Genomic DNA, 22,735 nt, shown 5'->3' with positions numbered 1-22,735 from the left:
CGGACTAGTCACGGGTGAGCTTCCGGTAGGTGACCCGGTGCGGCCGGGCCGCCTCCGCGCCGAGCCGGTCGATCTTGTTCTTCTCGTACGCTTCGAAGTTGCCCTCGAACCAGAACCACCTGGACGGATCCTCGTCGGTGCCCTCCCAGGCCAGGATGTGCGTCGCCACCCGGTCCAGGAACATCCGGTCGTGCGAGATGACCACGGCGCAGCCGGGGAACTCCAGCAGCGCGTTCTCCAGCGAGGAGAGGGTCTCCACGTCCAGGTCGTTGGTGGGCTCGTCGAGCAGGATCACGTTGCCGCCGATCTTGAGCGTCAGCGCCAGGTTGAGCCGGTTGCGCTCGCCGCCGGAAAGCACCCTGGTCGGCTTCTGCTGGTCGGGACCCTTGAACCCGAAGGCCGCCACGTACGCCCGGGACGGCATCTCGACCTTCCCCACCATCAGGTGGTCCAGCCCGTCCGAGACGACCTCCCAGACGGTCTTGTCGCCGGCCAGCCCGGACCGGTTCTGGTCGACGTAGGAGAGCGAGACGGTGTCGCCGACCTTGATCGCGCCGGCGGTCGGCTGCTCCAGCCCGACGATGGTCTTGAAGAGGGTGGTCTTGCCGACGCCGTTCGGGCCGATGATGCCGACGATGCCGTTGCGGGGCAGCGAGAAGCTGAGGTCGTCGATGAGCACCCGGTCGCCGAACGCCTTGCGCAGCCCGTGTGCCTCGATGACCGTGTTGCCCAGCCGGGGGCCCGGCGGGATCTGGATCTCCTCGAAGTCCAGCTTCCGGGTCTTCTCGGCCTCGTTCGCCATCTCCTCGTAGCGGTCCAGCCGGGCCTTGGACTTGGTCTGCCGGGCCTTGGCGTTGGAGCGGACCCACTCCAGTTCCTCGCTGAGCCGCTTCTTCATCTTGGCGTCCCGGCGACCCTCGACGGCCAGCCGGGCGGCCTTCTTCTCCAGGTAGGTGGAGTAGTTGCCCTCGTAGCCGACGGCCCGGCCCCGGTCGAGTTCCAGGATCCAGCCGGCGACGTTGTCGAGGAAGTAGCGGTCGTGGGTGATCGCCATGACCGTGCCGGCGTACTTGGCGAGGTGCTGCTCCAGCCACTGCACGCTCTCCGCGTCCAGGTGGTTGGTCGGCTCGTCCAGCAGCAGCAGGTCGGGCGCCTCCAGCAGCAGCTTGCAGAGCGCCACCCGGCGCCGCTCGCCGCCGGAGAGCTGGGTGACCTCGGCGTCCGGCGGCGGACAGCGCAGCGCGTCCATCGCCAACTCGAGCTTGGAGTCGATGTCCCAGGCGTCGGCGTGGTCCAGCTCCTCCTGGAGCTGCCCCATCTCGGTCATCAACTCGTCGGAGTAGTCGGTCGCCATCTGCTCGGCGATCTTGTTGAACCGCTCCAGCTTGGCCTTGGTCTCCGCCACCGCCTCCTCGATGTTGCCGAGGACGGTCTTGGCGTCGTTGAGCGGCGGCTCCTGGGCGAGCAGCCCGACGGTGTAGCCGGGCATCAGCCGGGCCTCGCCGTTGCTCGGCCGGTCCAGCCCAGCCATGATCTTGAGCAGGCTGGACTTACCGGCGCCGTTCGGGCCGACCACACCGATCTTGGCCCCCGGCAGGAAGCTCAGCGTCACGTTGTCCAGCACGACCTTGTCGCCGTGCGCCTTGCGCGCCTTCTCCAGGACGTAGATGTACTGGGCCACGGTGCGGCCTACCTCCCACGGATGTGATGTTCCCTACGTCCGGTTCACGACCGACCGCGACGTCAGGCTTACTGTCGAATGCGGTGCCGGCCTCGCGCCGGCTCCCGCGTACTGCGGTTACCCGCCACCGTCAATCCTGACAGGTCCGGCGGAGGGCGCCCACATCACCCTCCGGCGGCCCGTCGGGTGGCCATGATCACCGTTGCGTTTCGCCACCGCCGTTCGCAGGGCAGGAAGAGTGGCACTGGGGGCGAGGCACCGCAGATACGCTCAGTACGCTCGGCGGTGGACGCCCGTCATCACCGGAGGTGCACTGATTGTGACCGTTCGTAGCTCGTTCGTGGTCGTGGCGAACCGCCTGCCGGTGGACGAGGTGACCACCCCCGAGGGACGCCAGTGGCGCCGCAGCCCCGGTGGCCTGGTCACCGCCCTGCACCCGGTGCTCGCCCAGCACCAGGGCACCTGGGTCGGCTGGGCCGGCGGGGTGGGTGCCGCACCGGAACCGTTCGACCTGGAGGGTATCCGGCTGCACCCGGTGCCGTTGAGCGCCGAGGAACTCGAACGCTACTACGAGGGCCAGTCCAACGCCACGATCTGGCCGCTCTATCACGACGCCGTCGAGACGCCGGCCTACAAGCGGCGCTGGCGTGAGGCGTACCGGCTGGTCAACGCCCGGTTCGCGGAGGCCGCCGCCGACGTGGCGGCCGAGGGCGCGACGGTCTGGGTGCAGGACTACCAGCTCCAGCTCGTGCCGGCGATGCTCCGGGAACTCCGCCCCGACCTGCGGATCGGCTTCTTCCTGCACATCCCGTTTCCGCCAATCGAACTCTTCATGCAGATGCCGCTGCGCGCCGAGGTGCTGCGCGGGCTGCTCGGCGCCGACCTGGTCGGCTTCCAGCAGCGGCTGGCGGCGCAGAACTTCGTCCGGCTGGCCCGGCACCTGCTCGGGCTCCGCTACGAGGGCCAGATGATCCAGGTCGACGGCCGGCGGGTGAAGGCGGGCGCCTTCCCCATCTCGATCGACGTCGCCGAGATGGAGCGGATGGCCATCGACCCGGGGGTACAGGCCCGGGCCAAGCAGATCCGCACCGAGCTGGGCGACCCGAAGACGGTGATCCTCGGGGTGGACCGGCTCGACTACACCAAGGGCATCGAGCTTCGACTCAAGGCCTTCCGTGAGTTGCTGACTGACGGAAAGTTGACAGTTCCCGACGCGGTTATGGTGCAGGTCGCCACGCCGAGCCGGGAACGCGTGGAGCACTACCAGGCACTCCGGGTCAAGGTGGAACGCGAAGTTGGTCGGATTAATGGTGAATTCGGCCGGGTCGGTGTGCCGGCAGTCCATTACCTCCATCAGTCGTACAGTCGCAGTGAACTGGCCGCGCTCTACAGCGCGGCCGACGTGATGATGGTGACCCCGCTGCGAGACGGAATGAATCTGGTGGCCAAGGAGTACGTCGCGACCCGCGCCGACAACGGCGGCGCCCTCGTGCTCAGTGAGTTTGCCGGCGCCGCCACCGAGCTGCGCCAGGCATTCCTCTGTAACCCGCACGACCCGGACGGTGTCAAGGACGCGCTGCTGCGCGCGGTCCACGTCGACCGGGTGGAAGCCCGGCGCCGCATGCGCATCATGCAGCGCCACCTGCGCACCCACGACGTCGGGCACTGGGCCCGGTCCTTCCTCAACGAGTTGGGCGTCCCAGAGACGGAGGACGAGTGAAGTCCGGCTCCCTGCTCGACGGGGGTCCGCGCACCCTCGACGGGATCGACCCCGCGCTGCGGGCCGCGATCGGCCGGATCGCCCGGGTGCCACAACTCCTGGTCGCCTGCGACTACGACGGCACCCTCGCGCCGATCGTGGAGGACCCGACCAAGGCCGTGCCGCTGCCCGAGTCGGTCGCCGCCGTACGCGCGCTGGCCGCCCTCCCGCAGACCACCGTCGCCGTGGTCTCCGGGCGGGCCCTGCGCGACCTGGCCACCCTCTCCCGGCTCCCCAGCGAGGTGCACCTGGTCGGCAGCCACGGCTCCGAGTTCGACGTCGGTTTCGTCGAGCGGCTCTCCCCCGAGCTGATCGAGGTGCGCACCCGGCTCCGCAACGAGCTGCGGCAGGTCGTCGCCGGCCGGGCCCGGGTACGCCTGGAGACCAAGCCGGCCAGCATCGCCGTACACACCCGGGGTGCCGATCCCGAGGTGGCCGCCGAGGTCGTCGCGGCGGTCAACAGTGGCCCGGCCACCTGGCCGGACGTCACCGTCACCCGGGGCAAGGAGGTCATCGAGCTGTCGGTGATCCCCACCAACAAGGGCACCGCGCTCGAACAGCTCCGCACCCAGCTCTCGGCCAGCGCCGCCCTCTTTCTCGGCGACGACGTCACCGACGAGAACGCCTTCGCCAAGCTGCACGGCCCGGACGTCGGCATCAAGATCGGCCCCGGCGAGACCGCCGCCGCCTTCCGCATCGACCAGCCCGTCGACGCCGCCCGGGTGCTCGCCCTGCTCCTGGAGGTACGCCGCAACTGGCTCTTCGGCGAGCGCGCCGTGCCGATCGAGCGGCACTCGATGCTGGCCAACGGGCGTACCGTCGCCCTGGTCACCCCGGAGGCGAGCCTGAGCTGGCTCTGCCACCCCAAGCCCGACTCGCCGGCGATCTTCGCCGACCTGGTCGGCGGCAACCCGGCCGGCTACTTCAGCATCGCGCCCGAACGCGGCGGCCTGCCGCTCGGCCAGCGCTACCGTCCCGGCACGATGACGGTGGAGACCCGCTGGTCCGGTCTGACCGTCACCGACTGGCTCGACCGCCCCTCCACCGACGGGGTGCCGACCGGCCCGGCCGTGATCAGCGGCGACTCGACCCTGATCCGGGTGCTCACCGGCGCCGGCCGGGTACGCCTCGACTTCGCCCCCCGCCCCGAGTTCGGCCAGGTCGCCGTGCAGCTCCAGCCGCTCGGCGACGGGCTGCTGGTGCTCGGCTCCAACGAGCCGATCGCGCTCTACGCCCCCGGCGTGGAATGGGAGATCGTCAATGACGGGGGATACGAGAGCGCCCGCGCCGTCGTCGACCTCGCCGCGGCCGGCGGTTCGCTCACCTGCGAGCTGCGGTTCGGCTCACACAGCCTGGACCACCACCGGGTGCCGGTGCACGAGCGGCAGGCAATGGCCGAACAGCCGTGGCGGGACTGGCTCGGCGGGCTGAAACTCCCCGGCACCGCCCGCGAGCTGGTGGCGCGCAGCGCGCTCACCCTGCGCGGCCTGGTCCACGAGGCCAGCGGCTCGATCCTGGCCGCCGCCACCACCTCGCTGCCGGAGGAGCTGGGCGGGGTCCGCAACTGGGACTACCGCTACTGCTGGCTGCGCGACGCGGCGCTGACCGCGCGGGCGCTCGTCGACCTCGGCTCGCTGAGCGAGGCCGAGGGCTTCCTGCGCTGGGTCGACGGCTGTGTCGAGCGCACCGGCGGGCACCCGGAACGGCTGCACCCGCTCTACACCGTCGACGGTTTCGAGCTCGGCGCCGAGGCGGTCATCGACACCCTGCCCGGGTACGCCGGCTCCCGGCCGGTCCGGGTCGGCAACCTCGCCAACCACCAGCTCCAGCTCGACGTCTTCGGGCCGATCGCCGACCTGCTGGCGGCCGTCGCCGACCTGCGCGGCGAGGTGTACGAGACCGAGTGGCGGGTGCTGGAGAACATGGTCGAGGCGGTCGCCCGGCGCTGGCACGAGCCCGACCACGGGCTCTGGGAGGCCCGCCTGCCGCCCCGGCACCACGTCTACTCCAAGGTGATGTGCTGGATGACGGTCGACCGGGCGCTGCACGTGGTCCGGCGGCACGGCAGCGGCGAACGGCCCGAGTGGGTCGAGCTGCGCGACCGGATCGGCCACAACGTGCTGGAGTTCGGCTGGCACGCCGGAGCCGGCGCCTACACCGTGGCGTACGGGGACGAGGAGATGGACGCCTCCTCGCTCTGGATCGGCCTGTCGGGTCTGCTGCCCGACGACGACCCCCGGTTCCTGGCCACCGTGCTGAAGGTCGAGGCCGATCTGCGCAGCGGGCCGGTGGTCTACCGCTACCGCTGGGACGACGGCCTGCCCGGGCGGGAGGGCGGCTTCCACATCTGCACGGCGTGGCTGATCGAGGCGTACCTGCGCACCGGCCGGCGGGCCGACGCGGAGGAGCTGTTCGTGCAGATGGTGGACACGGCCGGCCCGACCGGCCTGCTGCCCGAGCAGTACGACCCGATCTCCGAGCGCGGGCTGGGCAACCACCCGCAGGCCTACAGCCACCTGGGCCTGATCCAGTGTGCCCTGCGTCTGGACAACCTGGTCAAGGTCTGACACCCCGCCACTGGCCGGCGGGATCACTTCGCCACTGGCCGACGGGAGGTGTGCCCGACCGGCAGGAGAGCGCGACCCGGTGACGTGGTGGCCTCGCGGATCCCGTGCGGCCACCCTCCGGTCGGATCGTGTGGAGGGCCACCACTCCGCTCAGGCGGAGCCGGCTTCTGCCGCCGGCGTCCCGGTGCCGGCCGGCAGGTCGGCCAGCGTGGTCACCACGTCGCCGAAGACCACCACCGCCGGGGGGCGGAAACCGGCCGCTCGTGCCTCCGCCGCGACCGCGTCCAGGGTCGAGCGGAGCACCCGCTGCCCGTCGGTCGTACCCTCCTGCACCACCGCCGCCGGTGCCTCCGGCGGTCGCCCGTGCGCCTGAAGTGCGGTGGCGATGGCCGCCAGGTTGTTGAGTCCCATCAGGACGACCAGGGTGCCACGCAGCCGGGCCAGCGCCGACCAGTCGACCAGCGAGTCCGGGTGGTCCGGCGGAAGGTGGCCGGAGACGACCGTGAACTCGTGCGCCACGCCCCGGTGGGTCACCGGGATGCCGGCCGCCGCCGGCGCGGCGACCGAGCTGGTCACCCCGGGGACCACGGTCACCGGTATCCCGGCCGCCGCGCAGGCGAGTGCCTCCTCGCCGCCCCGGCCGAAGACGTACGGGTCGCCGCCCTTCAGGCGTACCACCCGGGCGCCGGCCAGGGCACGGTCCACCAGGACCCGGTTGATCTCCTCCTGCATGGCGGCCGGTCCGTGCGGGATTTTCGTCGCGTCCACCAGCTCGACCTCGGGGCGCAGCTCGTCCAGGAGCAACCCGGGCACCAGCCGGTCGGCGACCACCACGTCGGCCTCGGCGAGGAGCCGCCGGCCGCGGACCGTGATGAGTTCCGGGTCACCCGGACCCGCGCCGATCAGCGCGACCCAGCCGACCCGGCGCACCGGCCGCCCGTCCGGCGCAGTTCCGTCCGGTGCCACGTCGTCCGGCGCAGTTCCGTCCGGTGCCACGTCGTCCGGCGCCACGTCGTCCGGCGCAGTTCCGTCCGGTGCCACACTCTCCCGTGCCGCTCCGGTGGCGCCGACCGGCACCGCCGGGCCGCCCCCGCCAGCGGCCACACCGGAGAGCGTTCCGGCGATCAGCTGCTCCTGGATCGCATCCCGGACCGCCACCGCGCGACGCGGGTCACCGCCGCCGAGCACGGCGACGGTGAGCGGGCCGTACCGGGTCACCGCCGGGGTCCAGGCGGTGGCGGCGGCACGGTCGTCGGCGCGTACGCAGAAGGTCTGCCGCTCCAGCGCGGCGGAGCTGACCGCGTCCGCGGCCGCCGGATCGTCGACCGCCACCTGCACCAGCCAGGCCCCGTCGAGGTCGGCCGGGGTGAACTCCCGGGCGACCCACTCGACCCGGCCCGCGTCGACGTGGGCGCGCAGCGCCGGGGTCAGCACCGGGGCGACCACCACCACCCGGGCCTCCGCGTCCAGCAGCGCCGGCACCCGCCGGGTCGCCACCGCTCCGCCACCGACCACCAGCACACGCTTGCCGGCAAGCCGCAGCGCGAGCGGATACATGATCATTTCTCCGACACTCCCGCCGCGTCGAACGTGGCCACCTCGTGCAGTACGCGCACCGCACCGGCGACCACCGGATAGGCAAGCAGGGCGCCGGTGCCCTCGCCGAGCCGTAGGCCCAGATCGATTATCGGCAGCAGGCCCAGCCGGTCCAACCCGGCCGTCGCACCGGGCTCCGCCGACCGGTGCCCGGCGACCATCGCGCCGACCGCCTCCGGCGCGAACGCGGCGGCGGCCAGCCCGGCGGCGACGGCACTGACCCCGTCCAGCAACACGGGAACACGCCGTGCGGCGCCGGCCAGGACGAAGCCGGCCAGCGCCGCGTGCTCCAACCCGCCGACCGCCGCCAGCACGCCGAGCGGATCGGCCGGGTCCGGCACGTGCCGGGCCAGCGCGCTCCGGACCACCGCCACCTTCCGGGCGTACGTGGCATCGTCGATCCCGGTGCCCCGCCCGGTGGCCTCGGCCGGGTCGATGCCGGTGAAGGCGGTGATCAGCGCCGCTGCCGCCGTGGTGTTGCCGATCCCCATGTCACCGGTGAGCAGGATCCGGGCACCGGAGTCGAGCAGGTCGTGCGCCACCGTGATGCCGGCCTCGACCGCGGCGCGCGCCTCTTCCCGGGTGAGGGCCGGGCGCGCCGTCATGTCCCGGGTGCCGGACCGGATCTTCGCGCTGACCAGCCGGGGCGCGGAGGGGTCCGACCGGTGCGACGGGTCCCGCCGCTGCGCGGGCACGGGCGCCGGGGCCAGCGGGGTGGCCACCCCGACGTCGACCACGGTCACCGTCGCGCCGGTCTGCCGGGCGAACGCGTTCACCACCGCCCCACCGGTCAGGAAGTTCGTCACCATCTGGGCGGTGACCTCCTGCGGCCACGGCGTCACCTTCTGGGCGTGCACACCGTGGTCGGCGGCGAAGACCGCCACGGCGGCGGGCTCGGGCAGCGGCGGCGGGCAGACCCCGGCCAGTCCGGCCAGCCGGATCGAGAGTTCCTCCAACGCGCCCAGCGAACCGGCGGGCTTGGTCAACCTGGCGTGCAGGTCGTGGGCCGCGGCCATGGCCGCCTCGTCGAGCGGACCGATCTCGGCGAGAGTGGCGTCCAGCATCATTCCTCCAGGATTCCGGCCAGCGCGGCCACGAACATGTCGGTGGTGGCAGTGTCCCGTACCGCCAGGCGCAGCCAGTCGGGACCCAGACCCGGGAAGGTGTCACCGCGCCGCACCGCGAAACCCCGCTCGCGCAGCGCCAGCCGCACCTGCGCCGCCCCAGGCAGGTGGATCAGGACGAACGCGCTGGCCGGGGCGCCTGCGACGCGTACCCGGGGAAGCTCGCCGAGCCGGCGGACCAGGTACGACCGCTCGGCGGCGAGCCGCGCGGCGATCCGGCGCTCGGCCGCGACCGCGTCCGGCGTGGCGCAGGCCGCCGCGGCGGCGAGCGCGGGGGTCGAGACCGCCCAGAGCGGCTGTACGGCCGCCAGCCGCCCGACAAGCTCGGCCGGCCCGAGCAGGTAGCCGATCCGGAGCCCCGCCAGCCCCCAGGTCTTGGTGAGGCTCCGCACCACGACCACCCCCGGAAGGTCCCGCCGCGCGGCCAGGGACTCGGGCTCGGCGTCCGCTGAATTCGCGCGACCGGCAGCGTCCTCGTCCGAGCGACCGGCAGCGTCCCTGTCCGAGCGACCGGCAGCGTCCTCGTCCGAGCGACCGGCGGTTACGGCCTCGTGGCTGGTGGTGGAGTCGGCGAAGGCCTCGTCGACGACCAGGACCCGGCCGGGGCGAGCCAGCCCGGCGAGGATGTCGGCCGGATGGAGCACCGATGTCGGGTTCGTCGGGTTACCCACGAAGACCAGGTCGGCGTCGGTCGGCACCAGCTCCGGGTCCAGCCGGAAGCCGTGCTCCGGTGACAGCAACACCCGCTCGACGCGATGCCCCGCCGCCCGCAGCGCCGCCTCCGGCTCGGTGAACTGGGGATGTACCACCACCGGCCGGCGCGCTCCCCGCAGCGCCCGGGCGAGCAGCACGAATCCCTCCGCCGCCCCGGCGGTCAGCAGCACCTCGTCGACCGGCCGGCGGTGCCGGCCGGCGACGGCGGCCCTGGCCGGTCCGGGGTCGGGATAGGCGGCCAGCGTCTCCAGCGACGCGAGGATCGGCTCCCGCAACCAGGCAGGCATCGGCCGCCGCTGCACGTTGACCGCGAGGTCCACCAGGCCCGGAGCGAGTTCGACATCGCCGTGATGGCCGAGATCGGGTTCCTCGATCAAGGGTGGGCGTGCGGGGACGGGTGCCGCGGGCGCGCCAGCGCGATCATCCTGGCCGGAGCCACCGGGTACGGCACCACGAGGCGGCCGGTGCATGGCCACGATCCTGCCGGGTCGCCGGCTGTGGCTGCCAGCGGACGCCACGGCGCCGGGCCGCAGCCGTCGAGTTGATCGTCCCGGAGACCGGCATATCCGCGAATCTTTATCATGTTTTACCGGGATTCGTCATAACTTGAAGCCGTGACCAACCCCACCCACTCCACCCCTGGTCGACTCGTGCCCCTGCTCCGCGCCGGACTCATCGCCGGTGTGGTCGTCGCGGCGGCGCTCTTTCCGTTCGTCGCCGCCGGCGGTCTGGCTGCCAAGGCCGGTGCCGACCTGGTGAAAAAGACGCCCGCCGACCTGCTCGCCTCCGCACCCGCCCAGACCAGCTACGTCTACGCCGCCGACGGCACGACCCTGATCACCACCTTCTACGAGGAGCACCGGCGGTACGTGCCGCTTTCCCAGATGTCCCCGTACATCCAGCAGGCGATCGTCGCGTCGGAGGACTCACGGTTCTACGAACACAACGGGGTCGACCCCAAGGGCGTGGTCCGGGCCTTCGTCGCCAACCAGCAGGCCGGCGGGGTCTCCCAGGGCGCCTCCACGCTCACCATGCAGTACGTCCGGATGGCGCTTCGGGACAGCGCCAAGAGCCCGATCGAGGTCCAGGAGGCCACCGAACAGACGCCACTGCGCAAGCTCCGCGAGATGCGGCTCGCCCTCGACCTGGAGAAGGAGACGACGAAGTCGCAGATCCTGGAGCGCTACCTCAACTCGGCCTACTTCGGGCACCGGGCGTACGGCATCTTCTCCGCGTCGGAAATCTTCTTCTCCAAGCTGCCGAAGGACCTCACCCCGGTGGAGGCGGCCACCCTCGCCGGGCTGGTGAAGGCGCCGACGGCGTACGACCCGGCCAGTTCGGACCGGAAGGCCGCGACCGACCGGCGCAACTACGTCCTCGACCGGATGCAGGCGATGGGGTACCTCTCCCCGCAGGACACGGCGGCGGCACAGGCCGAACCGATCCAACTGCGGCTGAGCAGCCCGCCGAACGACTGCATGTCGGTGCCGGAGGAGCACAACGACTGGGGCTTCTTCTGCGACTACCTGAAGACCTGGTGGGCCGCGCAGCCCGCGTTCGGCAGGAACTCGCTGGAACGCCTGGACAAGCTGCGTCGCGGCGGCTACACCATCATCACCAGCCTCGACCCGGAGACCCAGGAGATCGCCGAGCGGCAGGTGCTGGCCGACGAGTCCGCCGGCAGCCCGTACGCGCACGGCCTGGTCGCCGTCGAGCCCGGCACCGGCTACGTCAGGTCGATGGCGGTCAACCGGACCTATTCGCTCGACCAGAGCGAGAACGGCCCGCACTCCGACCCCAGCAAGCGCGGCCGGATGAAGGGCAACTATCCGAACACCGTCGTCCCGCTGCTCGGCGGCGGCGACCTCCCCGGCTACCAGGCCGGATCCACCTTCAAGATGTTCACCATGCTCGCCGCGCTCGACGCCGGCCTACCGCTGAGCACCGCGTTCAACTCGCCGCACCGGATCGTCTCGATCTATCCGGACGGCAGCGGCGGACCCACCGACTGCGGCGGCTACTGGTGCCCGTCCAACGCCAGCGGCGCGATGAGCGGGCACCAGACCATGTGGTCCGGCTTCGGCAAGTCGGTGAACACCTACTTCGTCTGGCTGGAGCAGCAGGTCGGCGCCGAGAACGTGGTCCGGCTCGCCGAGCGGCTGGGCCTGCAGTGGCGTACCGACATCGACAAGCGGCAGGCGTCGCCGGACCAGGCGCACAAGTGGGGCTCGTTCACCCTGGGGGTCTCCGACGTCACCCCGCTGGAGATGGCGAACGCGTACGCCACGGTCGCCGCCGAGGGGCGGTTCTGCGAGGCGCTGCCGGTCACCTCGATCGTCGGGGCGGACGGGCTGCCGGCGACGTACCGGACCGGTTCCGGGATGGATCTGGAGATCGCCCTGCCCCGGTGCAGCCAGGAGGTCAGCGCCGACGCGGCGCGGGCCGCCACCGACGCCGCCCGGTGCCCCACCGGTGACACGCCCGCCCGGGGCTCCTGCGGCGGCTGGTCCACCGCCGACCGGGTCCGGGGCGTCGTCGGCCGGCCGGTGGCCGGCAAGACGGGTACCACCGACAGCGACCGGGCCGCCTGGTTCGTGGGCTACACCCCCAACCTGGCGGCGGCGAGCTTCCTCTCCGACCCGGACAGCCCGATGAACCCGGTCGGTTCGGGCCCGGCGAACAAGCCGATCGACGCGGTCGCCGGATTCCTGAAGGACGCGTTGAAGGACCAACCGGTACGCCAGTTCACCCCACCCTCCGACGAGATGGTCGGTTAGCCGGGGCGTCGCTGAAGAGGTTCCGGGGCCAGCCCGGCTCCGGCCGCCGGGGCAGTGGAGCCGTGGAGTGGTGGAGTGGTGGAGTGGTGGAGTGGTGGAGTGGTGCTCATTGCAGGTCGGCGGCGACGAGTGACCACACCTCCAGGTCGACCCGGCCGCTGTGCACGTACCCGGCGTTGCGCAGCAGCCCCTCGTAGGTGAACCCGGCCTTCTCCGCGACCCGCCGCGACGCGGTGTTGCCGGGCGCCACCCGGAGTTCGAGGCGCTGGAAGCCGTGTTCCAGGATCAACGCCACGGCGAGCGCGTCGACCGCCTCCGCCGCCATGCCGAATCCGCGTGCCTCCGGCGCGATAGCGTACGACACCTCGGTGACCCGGCCGCCCCAGTCGGTGCGCTTCGTCCAGAGGCAGCCCACCAGGCGCTCGTCCTCGCGCCGGACGACGCCGTAGTGGTCGCCGTTGCCGCTGTCCCGCCGCTCCTGGGCCATCTCCGTGCACCAGGCCGCGCCGTCGATCTGCCCCAGTTCACGCTGGAACGGCAGCCACCGTTGGGTCTGCTTGTCGGCGAAGATGACGGAGACCGCGGTCGCGTCGGAGGCCCTCAGCGGTCGTACGTGCATCCGGGGCGTCGACACGGTCAGGGTCGGAAAGCGGCGTACCGCTACCTCTCCGCTCATTCCGCCGAATCACCCCGCTCTCCTCCGGTCCGCCTCCCGACCCAGCTCTGCCGGCCCACCGCCTACCGGTCCGACCGCGCCGGCCGACCCGGACCGGTGCCATCCGCGGCCGGCTCGCCCTCCGTCCGGCCCGACCCTGGCGGCGTCTTCGAGTCGTCACCGCCCCGGACGGGTGCCGGCCGGTCACCGACGCCCGCGCCCGCCGGTCCGGCCGACCGATGAGCGGGAGTCGGGGCCGGGTGGCCGGACGCGGGAACGGCTGGCCCGCCGGTACCGGCGGCCCCGGCGGTACCGGCCGCCCCGGCGGAAACGGCTGGCCCAGCGGGAACGGCTGGCCCGGCGGAAACGGCGGCCCCGGCGGAAACGGCGGCCCCGGCGGAAACGGCGGCCCCGGCGGAAACGGCTGGCCCGGCGGAAACGGCTGGCCGGCCCGCAGCCGGGGGCGGAACCGGCGCGACCGACGAGACCGACGCGGCCGACGACATCGGCGCGGGCGGAGAAACCGGCGCGACCGACGACATCGGCCCAGCCGGCGCGGAGGGCCCGAACTGTGGCGGGGGCGACACCGGAGCCGCCGGCCCGGCCGGATCGGACGGGCTGGACGGGCCGGACGGCGACACCAGCGCGGCCGGGGTGACCCGATCAGGTGCCGGCGCCGCCGCCCCGGGCGCGCCCGGGGCGGCGGACCGCGCGGACGGCGGCCCGGCCGGCACGGACGTGGACGACGAATCGGCCGACGCGGGCGCACCGGGCTGCCCGGCCGACGCGGGCGCAACGGCCGCCGCCACGGCCGCGACCAGGCGGCTGGCGATCACCGGGCTGCTCGCCCAGTGCAGGGTCAACTGGGAGGCGTGCACCCGGCGCCACACGAACCCCTCCGGCGGGCCACCACCCCAGCTCCATGCCGGGGTCTGCCCGGACCGGGGGGTCAGCACGCCGCGGTGCTGCTTGTAGCCGACCACCCGGGCGCCGAGCCGGGCCACGGGGGTGTCGGCCTGCGCCGTCGCCTCGCGGTAGCCGACCACGGTCCGTTCCATGCTCACCCCGGCGGCGTCCAGCACTCCGCACATCGGGCGCCCGTCGAACTCCCGGGCCAGCCAGAGCAGCCCGGCTCCTTCGGCGATCACCGGTCGGCCCGTCCGAGCCAGCTCCGCGACGGCGATGCAGAGCCGGCGGTTGGCGGACATCTCCTCGGCGTACGCCTCGGGCAACGCGCCGCCGATCACCAGGGCGCCGGTGCCCTCCGGCAGCGCTTCGTCGCGGAGCGGGTCGAACGTCGCCACCTCGGCACCGGCCGCCGCCAGCAGCTCCGCCGTCTCCGCGTACGAGTAGGAGAGGGCGGGTCCGCCGGCCAGCGCCACCACCGGGCGCCGGGCCGACGCGGCGTCGGCCGGCGGCACCGGCCCCAGTTCGGCGAGCGCCTCCGCCGGCGACCAGACGGTCACCGGCACCCGGGGCGCCGAGCGGGCCAACGCCAGCAGCCGGTCGAGGTCGACGGCTCCGGCCATCGCCTCGCCGAGCCGGCGCACCCCCCGGTGCGCCTCCACGGCCCCCTGCATCACCGGCACCACGCCGTGCTGCCGGGACGGCAGGACGGCGGGCAGATCCCGCCGCCGCAGCGCCCCGAAGACCGGTACGCCGATGTCGTCCAGCGCGTCCCGGAGCAGTTGCTCGTGCCGGTCCGAGGCGACCCGGTTCAGGATCACACCACCGAGCCAGAGCATCTCGTCGTACGCCCGGAAGCCGTGCGCCAGCGCGGCAACCGACTGGCCCATCGAGCCGACATCGATGACCAGCACCACCGGCGCGCGCAGCGCGGTGGCGATCGCGGCGGTCGAGTCGACCTCCGGCCGGCCGGCCAGGCTGTCGAAGAGACCCATGGTGCCCTCGACCACCGCGATCTCGGCATCGGCGGAGGCGTGCGCGAAGAGCGGGGCGATCCGCTGCGAACCGACCAGCCGGGGATCGAGATTGCGGCCGGGCCGCCCGGCGGCGAGGCCGAGATAGGCGGCGTCGGTGTGGTCGGGGCCGACCTTGAACCCGGTGGCACCCAGTCCACGGGCGGCGAGGGCGGCGAGCAGGCCGACCGCGATCGCGGTCTTCCCGTGTCCGGACGACGGTGCACTCACCACTACGCGCGGCGCGGCGATCATGGTTGATACTCCTCGGGGCGCGGCCACCGGCCAGGAGCGGCCGGCGCGGAGCTTGCGGTACGACGTGCGGGCGGTACGACGTGCGGGGCGGTTCTGGTGTGGCCTGCGGGGCGGCTCTGGGCCGGCGTGCGGGCGCGGTCCTCGCGGTGGTGGTCCGCTGGACCGGCCGGTCCGACCCGTCGATCGAACCGACGCGCGTGAGGATACCCGGCACCGGCCGCCCCGCCGCCCCCGCCGAGCCGTAGACCGGACAGCGGCGCCACCGAAGCGCACTGCTCCGCGTGCACCCCCGCGCGCCGATCATTCGGGAACCGGCAGCGCCGGCCACCTGGGATGCCCCCCGGCCTGCCCGGTAGCCTCGTGCTGTGTACCGGTTCCTGCTCACGCCCCGCTGGCTGGGCATCCTCGCGCTGACCCTGGCCGCGGCCACGGTGATGGTGCTGCTCGGCAACTGGCAGTTGAGTCGCTACCAGGAGCGGGCGGCGACCAACGAGCGAATCGACCGCACCGCCACGCTGCCGCCGGTGCCGGTCGAGCAGGTGCTGCCCCGACCGGGTGGCGCGGCCGGCACGACCGGGCAGGCACCGCCGGCCGACGCGGCGTGGACCCGGGTCACCGTGACCGGGCGGTACGACGACACGAACGTGATCCTGATCCGTAGCCGCACCGTCGAGAGCAGGGTCGGCTTCGAGGTCCTCGTCCCGTTGCGGCTTGCCGACGGCAGTGCCGTGCTGGTGGACCGGGGCTGGATCCCGCCGGCTGCCGACGGGCGCGCGCTGTCCCGGCCCGAGATTCCCGCCGTGCCGTCCGGCGAGGTGACGGTGGTCGGCCGGGTGCACCTCTCGGAGAGCAGACCCGACACGGTCGTGCGTCGGGACGGCCGGCTCGAGACCCGGCGGGTCGCCGTACCGGCGCTCGCGCGTGAGCTGCCCTATCCGGTCTTCCACGGATATCTGCTGCTGGACGAGCAGACTCCGGCCGCCGATCCGGCCTTCACCCCGATACCGATCCGGCATGAGAACGACTGGCTGAACGGCGGATACGTCGTCCAGTGGTGGCTCTTCGCGGTACTGGCCCTGGTCGGCTTCGGCTGGGCGGTCCGGCGGGAGGCGCGCGGCGACACGAGGAACGACGCCGGGCGGGACCGGATCGGCCCGGACCGGCTGGGCGAGAACCCGACAAGCCACGACCGGGTGGGCCAGGACGGACTGGACCGGTCGACGACCGGTCCTCGCCCCTGATCTGCGCGGACAAGCCGTGTCCGGTGACGTTCAGGCGCCGTACCGGCGTTGGCGGGCGGCGTACGACCGCAGGGCACGCAGGAAGTCGACGTACCGGAAACCTGGCCAGTAGGCGTCGCAGAAGTACAACTCGGAGTAGGCCGCCTGCCAGAGCAGGAAGCCGGACAACCGCTGCTCACCGCTGGTCCGGATGATCAAATCGGGGTCGGGCTGGCCCTGGGTGTAGAGGTGCGCCGCAATGTCCTCGGCGGTCAACCGCCGGGCCAGCTCGGCGGGGGCGACCGCCGCTTCCGCCGCCTGGTCCAGCAGCGCGCGGATCGCGTCCACCACCTCCACCCGACCGTCGTAGCCGACCGCGATGGTCAGATGGAGGCTGGCCCCACGGTCGGCGGTCGCGTCCCGGGCAAGTTTCAGGGCGTGCCGGGTCGAGTCGGGCAGCGTGTCGAGCCGACCGGCGAGGTGCAGCCGCCACCGGCCGGGAGCTTCGGCCAGCCGGGCGACCACGATCTCCTCGATCACCTTCATCAGGTACTGGACCTCGCCGGACGCCCGCTTGTGCAGGTTGTCGGTCGAGGCGACGAAGATCGTGACATGGGCGATCCCGAGATCGGCGCACCAGCCGAGCACCTCGTTGACGTGCTCCGCGCCGTAACGGTGGCCGATGCTGGGATTCTCGAAGCCCTGTTTCCGGGCCCACCGCCGGTTGCCATCCATCACCAGGGCCACATGCCGGGGCAGCGACCTGCCGGCGAGTTGTGCCCGCAGGCGGCGGGTGTACAGCCGGTAGAGCGGGCGGCGGAAAATCACGGAGGAACCGTAGCAACCCTGGGCCACTTCCGGCGGACCTCCGACGGCGGGCTCAGCCGTCGCGCCGACCTGCGTGGATGGCCCGTACGGTGTCGATCGTGTCCGCCTCCGCCGCGCTCTTGTCGTCGCGGTAGCGCAGCACGCGGGCGAAGCGCAGGGCCACCCCGCCCGGATAGCGCGGACTGCTCTGCACCCCGTCGAAGGCGATCTCCACGACCTGCTCGGGACGCACCCGGACCACCCAGTCGCCACGTTCCACCGCCAACTGCTGGAAGCGCTCGGTCTGCCAGCGCAGCAACTCGTCGGTCAGCCCCTTGAACGTCTTGCCGAGCATCACGAAGCCGCCGGTCTCGGGATCACGGGCCCCGAGGTGCAGGTTCGACAACCAGCCCTTACGCCGACCACTGCCCCACTCGACAGCGAGTACGACGAGGTCGAGGGTGTGCCGCGGCTTGACCTTGACCCAGGCGGCACCCCGCCGCCCGGCATCGTACGGCGCTTCCGGCGCCTTGACCACGATCCCCTCGTGCCCGGAGTCGACCGCGGCCGTGAATGCCGCGGAGGCCTGCTCGACGGTGTCGACGGTGATCCGCTCCACGAGCTGCGCCGGTGCGACGATGCCGGCCAACGCGGTCCAGCGCTCGTGCCCCGGCGCGTCGAGCAGGTCGACGCCGTCCAGGTGCAGAATGTCGAAGAAGTACGGCGTCAGCACGACGTCGCCGCTCGTGCGCGCCGCCGAGAGCACCGATGGGGCAGCGGCCGTCGGATGGTCGGGCGCAGGTATCTCGGCGGGGGCCGCACCGGAGGTGCCGATGCGGGGCATCTCGGAGATGTCCACCGGCACGACCGCCCCCCGCGCCGAGCCGGCCGCCGTCGCACCGGCCGGTGCCGCCCCGAAGCTCCGGCTGCCGGCCTCGTCACCGCCGTCATCGTCGGCCGCGCCGACCACACCTGCGCCGCCGGGGGCCGGCCGGGTCGCGCCGCCGGTCTCGGCGCGGACGGCTCGGCGGGCCCCTCTGGTGGCTGCCCGGCTGGCCGTCTCCTGGAACGGTCGCGGCCGGCCCGACGCGTCGAGCGCGATCGCCTCGCCGTCCAGCACCAATTCACGGGCTGGCAGAGCGCGAACGGCCGCCACCACCTCGGGAACCCGGGGTGTGATCTCGTCGAGGCTGCGGGTGAAGACCGCGATGTCGTCGCCGGAGCGGTGCACCTGGATGCGGATGCCGTCGAGCTTCACGTCGACCACCGCCGGCAGGCCGACCGCGCTCAGCGCCTCCTCGACCGAGGCCGCGCTCTGCGCGAGCATCGGGGCGAGCGGGCGGCCGACCTGCAACGCGAACTCGGCCAGCGTGCTCGCGCCGCCGGTCAGTGCGGCGACGGCGACGGTCTTCAGATCGCCGGCCAGCAGCAGGGCGCGGCGGACCGTGGGCAGCGGCACCTCCGCCGCCCGGGCGATCGCCTCGGTCAGCAGGCCGGCCTGGGCGCCCTGGCGCAGCTCCCCGCTGAACAGGTGGAGCAGCATCCGCCGCTCGTCGACGGTGGCAGCGGCGAAGAGGGTGGCCAGGAGTTCGCGCCGGCGGTTCTGCGAGCCCGTGCCCCGCACCTCGGCGAGTGCGGCGATCGCATTGTCGACGTCGGCAACCGTCAGGGTCGGCTGGTCGGCCGGCGGCGGCAGCTCGCGGAGGCTGGCATAACCGACCCCGGTCTGCCGCTGGCGCAGCTCTCCGGCGAGGTATGCCGAGCCGGCCGCGAGCTCGTCGGGCGCGAGGGTGCGCAGCGCCTCGGCGAGCAGCTCGACCTTGGCCCGCCGCCCCGAGGTGGCGGCGACCGCGGCGGAGGTGGCTGCCAGGTCAACGAAGCGCACGGCTCCATCCTGGCAGCCACCACCGACAACTTTCGTCCGGTCTGCCCGGCGTCCCCCGCCCGACCGGGGCGGAAGCGGTCAGACCGGCGCCGGCTCCTCGATGCGTAGACCGCGGGCGCGCACGCTGTCGGCCACCCGGGCGAGGGCGGCGTCGAGCGCACAGAGAACGGTGGAAAGCTCGCCGAGCTGGTCCCGGAGCGCGTCCTCGGACCACGCGGAGACATCGACGTCCCGCAACGCACTGACCGCGGCGTCGAGCCGCGCAATGGCCTCGTTCGTACTCATGTTCGAAATCCTACCGCCTCGGTGATCCTGCCGGGTGCTTTCGCCGGTTTCTCCCGGGGGGTCCCGGGTCGCGGTGGACGTAAGTTATCTTCGACTACGCACATCCGTTCCTCTGTCCACACTCACCCGCCAGCCGGCCACACTCCCCTCCAGCCGGACGCGGTCCGCTCCGGGCCCGCTCGCCGGCCAGACCCCGGAGCATCATGACGAACGCCGATCCCCGCCGAGGCGGGCGGCTCGCCGCAGCCGTCGCCGCCCTGCTCGTGGCATCCGCCCTCACCGCCACACCGGCCCCGGCACCCGCCGCAGCCGCCGAGCCGCAGCTGGCCGCCGCACCGCAGCTACAGGTCTCCAGCACCGTCGAGGCGCGGATCGACGCGGCCGGCAGCGCGATCGGCTTCCACCTGCGCAACGCGGGCGACGCGGCGGCCACCGGAGTCGAGGCATTCTACGACGCCCGACCCACCACCGGCGACGTCGTTCTCTCCATCCCTCCCGGCGCCACCGACCCTCCCGGCGCCACCGACCCTTCCAGCGCCACCGACCCTCCCGGCACCACCGACCCTTCCAGCGCCACCGACTGTCAGCAGTCCGACAAGACGGTGCAGTGCGGGCACGGCGACCTGGCCCCGGGGCAGGAGAGACTGGTGCACCCGATCGTGCTGAGCAGCGCCCCGGGCGCCCGGCCGGGTCCGGCGGGCGTCGTCAGGGTCAGCGTCTCGGCCGAGGGCCCCGAAGGCGCGGTCTCCGCGACCTACGAGCTTGCGGTCAGCATCCGGGCAACCGGCTCGGGCCTGGTCGCCAGCGTCGACGACATCGGCTCCGCGCAGCAGCGGGTGGGCGGCGGCGACAAGCGCCCACTGCACGTCACCGTCTTCAACTTCGGAGACACCGCGCTGCCCGGCTTCGCGCTGACGATCACTCTTCCGCTCGGCGCGACCTTCGCCGAGCGGTACGGAGACTGTGTCTACGGCGACGACCCGCCCGGCGAGCCGCCAGCGGGCTACGTCTACGGCCCGCAGCGGGTGACCTGCCAGATGAACCTGATCCTCGAGCCGGGCGCCGGTGTCGCCTTCTCCGAGCCGGAGTCCGGCGACGCGGCATTCAACGTCCTCTTCGGCCAGAACCTGCCGGGCCCGGCCGAGGACGCCGGTAGCGTCGAGGTCGGCGAACTGGCCGACCAGCCACTGTCCGAGGCCCTGCGCCGGGCCGGCTCGACCGACGGCCCCGCGCTGGCCGACAGGGTCGCCGAGCTACGTACCGCGCTGGAGCAGCGCGGCGGCAAGACGGCAGAGCGCAGCAAGACGGCAGAGCGCAGCAAGACGGCAGAGCGCAGCAAGACGGCAGAGCGCAGCAAGACGGCAGAGCGCGGCGAGGTGGACCCGCAGTCCGAGGCAGCGCCGTCCCCGGACACGCAGCAGCCGAGCACGCCCGCGAGCCCGGCCCGGGTCGAGGCCGCCGCCTCGGCCAACGTGGCCAAATTCAGCATCTGGACCGAGGCGAACAGCCATGATCTCGAGGTACGGAGCAGCCCGGTCACCGGCTCGGTGGGTGACACCGTGGAGGTGCCGTACACGATCACCAACCACGGCCCGTCCGACGGCGGCGCCTCCTGGCGGATCGTCGCGCCCGGCGGCACCGTCCTGCTGCCCAGCCAGTGGTGCGCGTTCCGGGACGAGCAGGGCGACGAGGTCGCCGAGCTGACCGAGGTCGACTGCGCGACCGAGACCCGTTGGCCGGCAACGGCTTCCGGTGAGGGCGTACTGTCGTCCACCGTCCGAGTGAAGATCAACTCCGCGCCCGGCACGGACGGGACGATCACGGTGCGCAGCCTCGGCCCGTCGTCGGAGAGCGGTCCGAAGAGCAACAGCGCCCAGCTTCTGATCAACCAACCGGGCGGAGGCGGCGGCGCCGGCAATGGCGACGACGGACTGCCGATCACCGGCAGCCGCACCGGCCCGACGGCGATGATCGGCGCAGGTGCCCTGCTCCTCGGCGTGCTGCTGCTGCTCTTCGGGCGCCGGCACCGGCCGGTGCCGTAGTCCTCCGATCGGTCGGCCGGCTCACCCGGCCGCCTTCGCCTCGGCGACCTTGGCCAGCAGCAGCGCCTCCGCCAGGCAGACCCGGGCGAACTCCCCGAGGTGCAGGCTCTCGTTCGGTCCGTGTGCCTGTGCGTGCGGGTCCTCGACCCCGGTCACCAGAATCGCGGCCTCGGGAAACATCCGGCGGAACGTTTCGATGAACGGAATCGAACCGCCCACCCCCATGTCCACCGGCTCGGCCCCGTCCCAGGCGGTCCGGAAGGCGGCCCTGGCCGCGTCGTAGACCGGACCCGAAGCGTCGATCACGCAGGGTTCACCGTCGTGCTCCCGGGTCACGGTGACGGTCGCCCCGAACGGGGCGTGCTTGCGCAGGTGCTCGACCAGCGCGGCGTACGCCGACGCGGCCTGGTCGCCCGGGGCGAGCCGGACACTCAGCTTGGCCCTCGCCGACGGCACCAACGCGTTCGGCGCCTCGGCGGTCGGCGGCGCGTCCAGCCCGATCACCGAGATCGCCGGCTTGTTCCAGAACCGGTCGGTCAGCCGTCCCGTGCCGAGGAACGACACACCGTCGAGCATGCCGACCTCGGCCCGCAACCGCTCCTCCGGATAGTCGACGGTCGCGCCCGCCCCGCTGACCAGCCCTTCCACCGCCACGTCGCCGGCCGGGTCATGCAGGGTGGCCAGGAGTTGGCAGAGCGTGGTCAGGGCATCCGGTACGCCGCCGCCGAACATGCCGCTGTGTACCGCCTGGGCGAGCGTACGCACCTCCACGAAGCAGTTGACGATCCCGCGCAGCGACGTCGTCAGCGCCGGTACGCCGATGTCCCAGTTGCCGGAGTCGGCGATCACGATCACGTCGGCCGCGATCTCGTCCCGGTACTCGACGAGGAGCCGTTCCAGCGAGTCGGAGCCGTACTCCTCCTCACCCTCGATGAAGAGCACCACGCCGACCGGCAGCGCATCGCCGAAGGCCCGCAACGCGGCGACGTGTGCCAGGATGCCGGCCTTGTCGTCGGCCGCGCCCCGCCCGTAGAGCCGGCCGTCGCGCTCGACCGGCTCGAACGGGTCGCTCTGCCAGAGGCTCGGGTCGCCGACCGGTTGCACGTCGTGGTGCGCGTACAGCATCACGGTCGGCGCGCCGGGCGGCGCCGGACGCTTACCGATCACCGCCGGCTGGCCGCCGGAGCGGACCACCCGCACGTCGAGCGAGCAGCCGCGCAGCAGTTCGGCAACCGCCTCGGCGGAGCGCTCGACCTGGGAGTGGTCGAACCCGTCGAAAGCGATGCCGGGGATCCGGACCAGCCGCTCCAGGTCCGCCCGGACGCCGGGCATCTCGCGTTCGATCGCGGCACGCAGTTCGGCCTCGGTGCGGGTAGTCGTGGTCATAGAAAGATCGTAAGCGCCGGTCCGGCGACCGGATCGCCCAGTCCCACCGCTCACCCGCCGGAC

The 22,735-nt window shown here is 72.9% G+C and carries 15 protein-coding genes; 5 read left to right on the top strand and 10 right to left on the bottom strand.

The window, feature by feature from the left end:
• Positions 1 to 4: 4 nt before the first annotated feature.
• The gene (gene ettA, locus ACN28C_RS12090; protein ID WP_422773576.1) at positions 5 to 1,681 is read right to left on the bottom strand and encodes an energy-dependent translational throttle protein EttA; all 1,677 of its coding nucleotides are present in this window, start codon (positions 1,679 to 1,681) and stop codon (positions 5 to 7) included.
• Positions 1,682 to 2,000: 319 nt separating this feature from the next.
• On the opposite strand from ettA, the gene ACN28C_RS12085 reads away from it, so the two are divergent.
• Both ACN28C_RS12085 and otsB read left to right on the top strand, forming a co-directional pair.
• Positions 2,001 to 3,401: an alpha,alpha-trehalose-phosphate synthase (UDP-forming) gene (locus ACN28C_RS12085; protein ID WP_421494852.1), complete on the top strand. Its 1,401-nt coding sequence runs from the start codon at positions 2,001 to 2,003 to the stop codon at positions 3,399 to 3,401.
• Positions 3,402 to 3,412: 11 nt separating this feature from the next.
• A complete protein-coding gene (gene otsB / locus ACN28C_RS12080; protein WP_422774633.1) occupies positions 3,413 to 6,007 on the top strand; it encodes a trehalose-phosphatase in 2,595 nt (864 codons plus the stop codon).
• 150 nt (positions 6,008 to 6,157) lie between these two features.
• On the opposite strand, the gene cobA is transcribed toward otsB, so the two are convergent.
• Genes cobA through cobC form a run of 3 tightly spaced genes read right to left on the bottom strand, consistent with a single transcriptional unit; the run spans position 6,158 to position 9,911 of the window.
• On the bottom strand, positions 6,158 to 7,570 hold the full coding sequence (gene cobA, locus ACN28C_RS12075) for a uroporphyrinogen-III C-methyltransferase (protein ID WP_422773575.1): 1,413 nt from the start codon (positions 7,568 to 7,570) through the stop codon (positions 6,158 to 6,160).
• Positions 7,567 to 8,667, bottom strand: a complete 1,101-nt coding sequence (cobT, locus tag ACN28C_RS12070) for a nicotinate-nucleotide--dimethylbenzimidazole phosphoribosyltransferase (protein ID WP_422774632.1) — start codon at positions 8,665 to 8,667, stop codon at positions 7,567 to 7,569. The genes cobA and cobT overlap by 4 nt, the downstream gene beginning before the upstream one ends.
• Positions 8,667 to 9,911 carry an Rv2231c family pyridoxal phosphate-dependent protein CobC gene (cobC, locus tag ACN28C_RS12065; RefSeq protein ID WP_422773574.1) on the bottom strand — a complete coding sequence of 415 codons (1,245 nt, stop codon included), beginning with the start codon at positions 9,909 to 9,911 and terminating at the stop codon, positions 8,667 to 8,669. Before cobC ends, cobT begins: the two co-directional genes overlap by 1 nt.
• 144 nt (positions 9,912 to 10,055) lie before the next feature.
• On the opposite strand from cobC, the gene ACN28C_RS12060 reads away from it, so the two are divergent.
• Positions 10,056 to 12,218: a transglycosylase domain-containing protein gene (locus tag ACN28C_RS12060; RefSeq protein WP_422773573.1), complete on the top strand. Its 2,163-nt coding sequence runs from the start codon at positions 10,056 to 10,058 to the stop codon at positions 12,216 to 12,218.
• A 106-nt stretch (positions 12,219 to 12,324) separates the two neighbouring features.
• Here ACN28C_RS12060 and ACN28C_RS12055 read toward each other — a convergent pair whose 3' ends face one another.
• Both ACN28C_RS12055 and ACN28C_RS12050 read right to left on the bottom strand, forming a co-directional pair.
• Positions 12,325 to 12,894: a GNAT family N-acetyltransferase gene (locus ACN28C_RS12055; RefSeq protein ID WP_422773572.1), complete on the bottom strand. Its 570-nt coding sequence runs from the start codon at positions 12,892 to 12,894 to the stop codon at positions 12,325 to 12,327.
• 62 nt (positions 12,895 to 12,956) lie between these two features.
• Positions 12,957 to 15,047 (bottom strand): cobyrinate a,c-diamide synthase, encoded by a 2,091-nt coding sequence (locus tag ACN28C_RS12050; RefSeq protein ID WP_422773571.1) that lies wholly within the window; start codon positions 15,045 to 15,047, stop codon positions 12,957 to 12,959.
• Between the two features lie 365 nt (positions 15,048 to 15,412).
• Between ACN28C_RS12050 and ACN28C_RS12045 the strand changes: the two genes are divergently transcribed.
• Positions 15,413 to 16,288, top strand: a complete 876-nt coding sequence (locus tag ACN28C_RS12045) for an SURF1 family protein (RefSeq protein WP_422773570.1) — start codon at positions 15,413 to 15,415, stop codon at positions 16,286 to 16,288.
• Between the two features lie 30 nt (positions 16,289 to 16,318).
• Here ACN28C_RS12045 and uppS read toward each other — a convergent pair whose 3' ends face one another.
• From uppS to ACN28C_RS12030, 3 genes are all read right to left on the bottom strand, one after another.
• On the bottom strand, positions 16,319 to 17,095 hold the full coding sequence (uppS, locus tag ACN28C_RS12040; protein ID WP_422773569.1) for a polyprenyl diphosphate synthase: 777 nt from the start codon (positions 17,093 to 17,095) through the stop codon (positions 16,319 to 16,321).
• Positions 17,096 to 17,147: 52 nt separating this feature from the next.
• Entirely contained in the window at positions 17,148 to 18,959 is a 1,812-nt protein-coding gene (locus tag ACN28C_RS12035) for an ATP-dependent DNA ligase (protein ID WP_422773568.1), read from the bottom strand.
• A gap of 78 nt (positions 18,960 to 19,037) precedes the next feature.
• Complete coding sequence (locus tag ACN28C_RS12030) at positions 19,038 to 19,244, bottom strand: hypothetical protein (RefSeq protein ID WP_101367685.1); 207 nt, start codon at positions 19,242 to 19,244, stop codon at positions 19,038 to 19,040.
• Between the two features lie 203 nt (positions 19,245 to 19,447).
• Between ACN28C_RS12030 and ACN28C_RS12025 the strand changes: the two genes are divergently transcribed.
• Entirely contained in the window at positions 19,448 to 21,286 is a 1,839-nt protein-coding gene (locus ACN28C_RS12025) for a hypothetical protein (protein WP_422773567.1), read from the top strand.
• 21 nt (positions 21,287 to 21,307) lie between these two features.
• On the opposite strand, the gene ACN28C_RS12020 is transcribed toward ACN28C_RS12025, so the two are convergent.
• The gene (locus ACN28C_RS12020) at positions 21,308 to 22,672 is read right to left on the bottom strand and encodes a dipeptidase (protein WP_422773566.1); all 1,365 of its coding nucleotides are present in this window, start codon (positions 22,670 to 22,672) and stop codon (positions 21,308 to 21,310) included.
• Between the last annotated feature and the right edge of the window lie 63 nt (positions 22,673 to 22,735).

Source organism: Plantactinospora sp. WMMC1484 (assembly GCF_049315195.1).
Lineage (GTDB): Bacteria > Actinomycetota > Actinomycetes > Mycobacteriales > Micromonosporaceae > Plantactinospora.
The sequence above is the reverse complement of the archived record's forward strand: the minus strand, read 5'-3'. Positions and strand labels throughout refer to the sequence as shown.

Bases quoted from the DNA above. Each gene is read 5' to 3' on its own strand.
- cobA (WP_422773575.1), bottom strand. From the start codon at position 7,570: ATGATCATGTATCCGCTCGCGCTGCGGCTTGCCGGCAAGCGTGTGCTG.
- cobT (WP_422774632.1), bottom strand. From the start codon at position 8,667: ATGCTGGACGCCACTCTCGCCGAGATCGGTCCGCTCGACGAGGCGGCC.
- cobC (WP_422773574.1), bottom strand. From the start codon at position 9,911: ATGCACCGGCCGCCTCGTGGTGCCGTACCCGGTGGCTCCGGCCAGGAT.
- ACN28C_RS12055 (WP_422773572.1), bottom strand. From the start codon at position 12,894: ATGAGCGGAGAGGTAGCGGTACGCCGCTTTCCGACCCTGACCGTGTCG.
- ACN28C_RS12050 (WP_422773571.1), bottom strand. From the start codon at position 15,047: ATGATCGCCGCGCCGCGCGTAGTGGTGAGTGCACCGTCGTCCGGACAC.
- ACN28C_RS12030 (WP_101367685.1), bottom strand. From the start codon at position 19,244: ATGAGTACGAACGAGGCCATTGCGCGGCTCGACGCCGCGGTCAGTGCG.
- ACN28C_RS12025 (WP_422773567.1), top strand. From the start codon at position 19,448: ATGACGAACGCCGATCCCCGCCGAGGCGGGCGGCTCGCCGCAGCCGTC.
- ACN28C_RS12020 (WP_422773566.1), bottom strand. From the start codon at position 22,672: ATGACCACGACTACCCGCACCGAGGCCGAACTGCGTGCCGCGATCGAA.